Source organism: Streptomyces sp. R21 (assembly GCF_041051975.1).
Taxonomy (GTDB): domain Bacteria; phylum Actinomycetota; class Actinomycetes; order Streptomycetales; family Streptomycetaceae; genus Streptomyces.
The window spans coordinates 1-4,018 of record NZ_CP163437.1 but is presented as its reverse complement, the minus strand read 5'-3'; the positions used below and the strand labels follow the sequence as shown (position 1 = coordinate 4,018).

The following is a 4,018-nucleotide window of genomic DNA, read 5'->3' as shown; positions in this document are numbered from 1 at the left end:
CGGTCGTAATACGGCTGGAGACGTCTGCCGGTCAGCAGCTCCGTGTTCGGGATCAGGAAGTTCAGCTCCAGCCGCCCTTTGTCCCGGTGCTCAACCCACAGTACGCTGTACTGGTCTTTATCGAGTCCGGGCATCAGAACCCGCTCAAAGCTCGCCATCAGCTTTTCACGCTGGCCGGGCGGCAAATCCTGTTCGGCAAAAGACAGCACGCCGGAGGTGTATTTCTTGGCGTAAGGCGAGGCGTCAATAAGCTCCCGCACTTCCTCCGGCTTACCCTGCAGAACGCTGGCGCCGTCGCGCTGCCGGTCTTTCCCCAGCAGATAATCCACCGGACCGCCGCCACCGCCGCGGCCTCTGGGATGAAACTTAACGATCATCGTCTGCCCCCTTTTCCAGCACGGCGTGCCGCAGCCGCTCGAGTCCGGCATCAATGGCCATCAGCACGGCGACAACCTGCACGCGATCGTGCCCAGTACCGCCACCGGCGTTAACCTGCCGGGCAATCTGGTTGAGGTTGTTACCCATGCCGGCAAGCTGACGAAGCAGCGCCGGCGAGATGGATGGAAGTTTGCCAGCACGCGAGGGCTTTTCGTCCAGGCATATCTGGCGCATCCAGGCCGCGAGTTGTTTACCCTCACAGCGCTCCAGAAGTCGGCGGTGCTCGTCTTCTGTCACCCACATAGTGAGCATTTTGTTGCGCTTTTCTGCCAAACCATCCTCCGGATAACACCGGTTCGGGCGGGAAATTTTTTCCTGTCCGGAGCGGTGTTGGGCAAGCCCGCAGGGCGCGGCAGTACTTTTCAGCGGGTTTCGGGGCGCAGCCCTGAACCAGTCACGTAGCGCTAGCGGAGTGTATACTGGCTTAACATGGTAAATCGGAGTGGGGATTCAGGAAAGTGCTTCATGTGGCAGGGAGAAAATGCTGCTGTGGGGCGTAAGTGCGAAATGCAGATCCCGGTGAAATGACGCCTCCTCGCTCACTCGGTCGCTGCGCTCCTGCCGTGAGACTGCGGCGGGCGTTGCCAGCTTACGAATGGCTGGATAAAGAGACTAAGCGGAAATCAATCAGAAAGGGCGGAAAAAGGATGCGGCGTTGCCGTTTTTCCATAGGCTCCGCCCCCCTGACAAGCATCACGAAATCTGACGCTCAAATCAGTGGTGGCGAAACCCGACAGGACTATAAAGATCCCAGGCGTTTCCCCCTGGTAGCTCCCTCGTGCGCTCTCCTGTTCCTGCCTTTCGGTTTACCGGTGTCATTCCGCTGTTATGGCCGCGTTTATCTAATTCCACGCCTGACACTCAGTTCCGGGTAGGCAGTTCGCTCCAAGCTGGACTGTATGCACGAACCCCCCGTTCAGTCCGACCGCTGCGCCTTATCCGGTAACTATCGACTTGAGTCCAACCCGGAAAGACACGACAAAACGCCACTGGCAGCAGCCACTGGTAACTGATTTAGAGGAGTTAGTCTTGAAGTTATGCGCCGGTTAAGGCTAAACTGAAAGGACAAGTTTTGGTGACTGTGCTCCTCCAAGCCAGTTACCTCGGTTCAAAGAGTTGCTGCTCTGAGAACCTTCGAAAAAACCGCCTTGCTGGGCGGTTTTTTCGTTTACAGTGCTAAGAGATTACGATTCTCCATGAATGATCTCAAGAAGATCCGTTTAAAAAAGCGGGTTTTATGGGGGGATAAAGTTCGTCTAGCCCAGTCACTTTGGATTACAGCTAGGTTTCGTAAGCCATGCAAGAATGCCTGTAACTAACAAAATAGGCCCTGCAACGTACGTAACATAGACTCCAACATACGACACTGTGAAACATATGAGTACGTATATAGACAGTGTTGTCCAAAAAATGACTGTTGTTTTACAGTGAATCCACTCTTTCATTTTTCAATAAACCCCACACCGTCTGGAGATCTTATTATCGTTTTGCCAGGATTAGCTTTCGCCCAAACCAAAGCATCTTGAAAAGAAGAGAATTTTTTTTTTGAATTTTTAGTTTTTCGGCGATCTTCTCGAAAATATTCGCTGTTATTCTCATCAATTATCCGATCAAAATCAGCACCAGCTCCAAAGGTACGCTCAAAATCCCCCATTTTCTGCCCCCATTAAATTTAATAAAAAAACAGATTTAAAATATCCAAAAGACACTCTTATTTACCATAACATCCCTTGTTCGCACCGCCGCAGACAGCCTCAGCACCGTTCTGCGCCATGAACCGCAAAAGAGCACCTCTTACCACGTAAAAACGCCGATAAATGCCCCCCGTAAGTTCTTACGGTATGCATAGTTATGCACGGAAATGAACTGACACTCTGTTCAATGGATTTTCATGCTGTAAGCAGTATTTTAGTCTTCTATGCCCCCTCGAAACACACCTGTTCTTGTGTAGATCTTTTCGACCCAAGATGGTCTTTTATCCGAGTTCATGCAGCCGTACAGGAACACACCTGTTTTGGGTTTATAGCTCCCCCCCTCCTGTGGCTGGTTATCTACAAATGAATAATCAATCTTTTCACCTTTGACTGAAGCACGCCCCCCAACATGAACTAAAGACCAGTGCTCATGCATCACATGGCTTTCAATCAATCCAAATGAAGAAAAACCCCATGAATCAAAAAAGACCTTGAGTCCGTCAGACGCACCAACAGGAGTAATGATTGCAAATTCAACCTGCTCACCAGTACCTTCAAGGTAAGAAGGTTTCTCGACGTTAATTACAGATGCCCCCTTCACCTGATAACCTTTACAGGTAAGATATAAGTCCCTCCCGGCTGACGGTTTTGTATATGTAACGTTGTCGTTATTCTCCGCAGCAGCGACTGTAAATGACATAGCCAAAACCACCGAGACTGAGCAAGCCCAGAAACATTTCATAACGCATCCCTTTTCATTGATTAACTACATTCCAAGCTCAAAACCTTTCTGCCGCTGCGATCGTTCCAGCTCCAGCGCTTTCTGGTGCTGCGCCGCGCGCTCCTGCTCCCGGTGCGCCTCGATGCCATTCAGCCTTGCGACAATCGGCGCAGCTGATCGCTCAAACTCTGCACCTGCCTGCTCAAGCCCGTGACGCGCTCGCTCAGCGCCGCGTTCTCCCGTTGCATAAGCCCAGACATCGTCCGCCATTCCGCGAAGGCGTTCTCCCACTCGTCCAGCCTTTTCGAGTAGTCCTGCTGTAGCTGCTCTAATGCGCTCAGCAACTGTTTTTCCAGTTCCGTCATGTGCTATTTCCCCGCCAGTATCATCCAGCTCGAATCCTCTCCGAATCTTCCCGCTTCCGGGTTCACCCTCACGCAGCGGCGTCTCTCCTCCCCGCAGGTCGTGAGCTGGACGCCGTTGTTCTTCTCTGAAAGCATGGCCTGCGTGCTCTTCTGTTCCTGGATGGTCGTGTAGTTGTCGAGTATCTGTTGCCCCTGCCACCACAGAATGCCCGCGCTCGAGGCGATCAGTAGCGCGGAGACCAGGACTATGGTCAGCCACGTCTGGCTGATCATACGCAGCATCCCTTTCGTGCGTTGGCTCATGGCTGAGGACAGCTTCCGGTCGTGGTCGAGGATGGCGGCGCTGATTCTCTTCTCGCTTTCGCTCAGTTCCGCTCTGACAGACTTCTCGTGCTCGCTGAATGCGGCTTTCAGCATCTCGCCGGTAGTCTGCTGCTGCGCTTTCGATTTCTGCTCTAAGTCCTTCGCCAGCGTTAAAAGACTGTTCATAGATGGCTCCCTTCAGTCGGATGTTTCGCCCCCCGTCAGGGTCGGCAATGCTGATGCTGCTTTTCGTGGTGCGCACCACCTCAAAACCCGCACTTTCCAGCGCCTCAGTGACGTCCTGACGGGTTTTCAGCTCCCCGGATGAGGCAAGGGAAAGTAGGCCGCGCGTAATCGCCTGGGCGGCTTCCTGCTTCGCTTCCGGCAGCGCGGACGGTGTAACCAGCGCCCGCCGGTTTTCCGGCGCGTTCGGGTCGTGCAGCCCCAGTCTGCCGTTCACTATGGTCTGCCAGGCATCAATGCGCGGACGGTCGGCG

The 4,018-nt window shown here is 53.3% G+C and carries 7 protein-coding genes; 1 reads left to right on the top strand and 6 read right to left on the bottom strand.

Annotated elements, in window-relative coordinates; translation table 11 throughout:
• Window positions 1-377, bottom strand: a 377-nt coding sequence (locus tag AB5J56_RS45040) for a relaxase/mobilization nuclease domain-containing protein (protein WP_198896871.1), incomplete at its 3' end; no start/stop codon positions are given.
• Window positions 367-690, bottom strand: a complete 324-nt coding sequence (locus AB5J56_RS45035; RefSeq protein ID WP_024191642.1) for a MobC family plasmid mobilization relaxosome protein — start codon at window positions 688-690, stop codon at window positions 367-369. The genes AB5J56_RS45040 and AB5J56_RS45035, both read right to left, overlap by 11 nt.
• 647 nt (window positions 691-1,337) lie before the next feature.
• Here AB5J56_RS45035 and AB5J56_RS45030 point away from each other — a divergent pair.
• Window positions 1,338-1,451, top strand: a complete 114-nt coding sequence (locus AB5J56_RS45030) for a replication initiation protein (RefSeq protein ID WP_072035093.1) — start codon at window positions 1,338-1,340, stop codon at window positions 1,449-1,451.
• A gap of 428 nt (window positions 1,452-1,879) precedes the next feature.
• Here the strand turns inward: AB5J56_RS45030 and AB5J56_RS45025 are convergent, their stop codons facing one another.
• From AB5J56_RS45025 to AB5J56_RS45010, 4 genes are all read right to left on the bottom strand, one after another.
• Window positions 1,880-2,092: a hypothetical protein gene (locus AB5J56_RS45025; protein WP_034169353.1), complete on the bottom strand. Its 213-nt coding sequence runs from the start codon at window positions 2,090-2,092 to the stop codon at window positions 1,880-1,882.
• 254 nt (window positions 2,093-2,346) lie between these two features.
• On the bottom strand, window positions 2,347-2,733 hold the full coding sequence (locus AB5J56_RS45020) for a hypothetical protein (protein WP_369243273.1): 387 nt from the start codon (window positions 2,731-2,733) through the stop codon (window positions 2,347-2,349).
• Window positions 2,734-3,002: 269 nt separating this feature from the next.
• Entirely contained in the window at window positions 3,003-3,218 is a 216-nt protein-coding gene (locus AB5J56_RS45015) for an MbeD family mobilization/exclusion protein (protein WP_072048928.1), read from the bottom strand.
• A gap of 3 nt (window positions 3,219-3,221) precedes the next feature.
• Window positions 3,222-3,707 carry an MbeB family mobilization protein gene (locus tag AB5J56_RS45010; protein ID WP_061390563.1) on the bottom strand — a complete coding sequence of 162 codons (486 nt, stop codon included), beginning with the start codon at window positions 3,705-3,707 and terminating at the stop codon, window positions 3,222-3,224.
• Between the last annotated feature and the right edge of the window lie 311 nt (window positions 3,708-4,018).

Excerpts from the sequence above, each read along its gene's own strand:
- AB5J56_RS45035 (WP_024191642.1), bottom strand. The coding sequence starts at position 690 with ATGCTCACTATGTGGGTGACAGAAGACGAGCACCGCCGACTTCTGGAG.
- AB5J56_RS45030 (WP_072035093.1), top strand. The coding sequence starts at position 1,338 with ATGCACGAACCCCCCGTTCAGTCCGACCGCTGCGCCTTATCCGGTAAC.
- AB5J56_RS45025 (WP_034169353.1), bottom strand. The coding sequence starts at position 2,092 with ATGGGGGATTTTGAGCGTACCTTTGGAGCTGGTGCTGATTTTGATCGG.
- AB5J56_RS45015 (WP_072048928.1), bottom strand. The coding sequence starts at position 3,218 with ATGACGGAACTGGAAAAACAGTTGCTGAGCGCATTAGAGCAGCTACAG.
- AB5J56_RS45010 (WP_061390563.1), bottom strand. The coding sequence starts at position 3,707 with ATGAACAGTCTTTTAACGCTGGCGAAGGACTTAGAGCAGAAATCGAAA.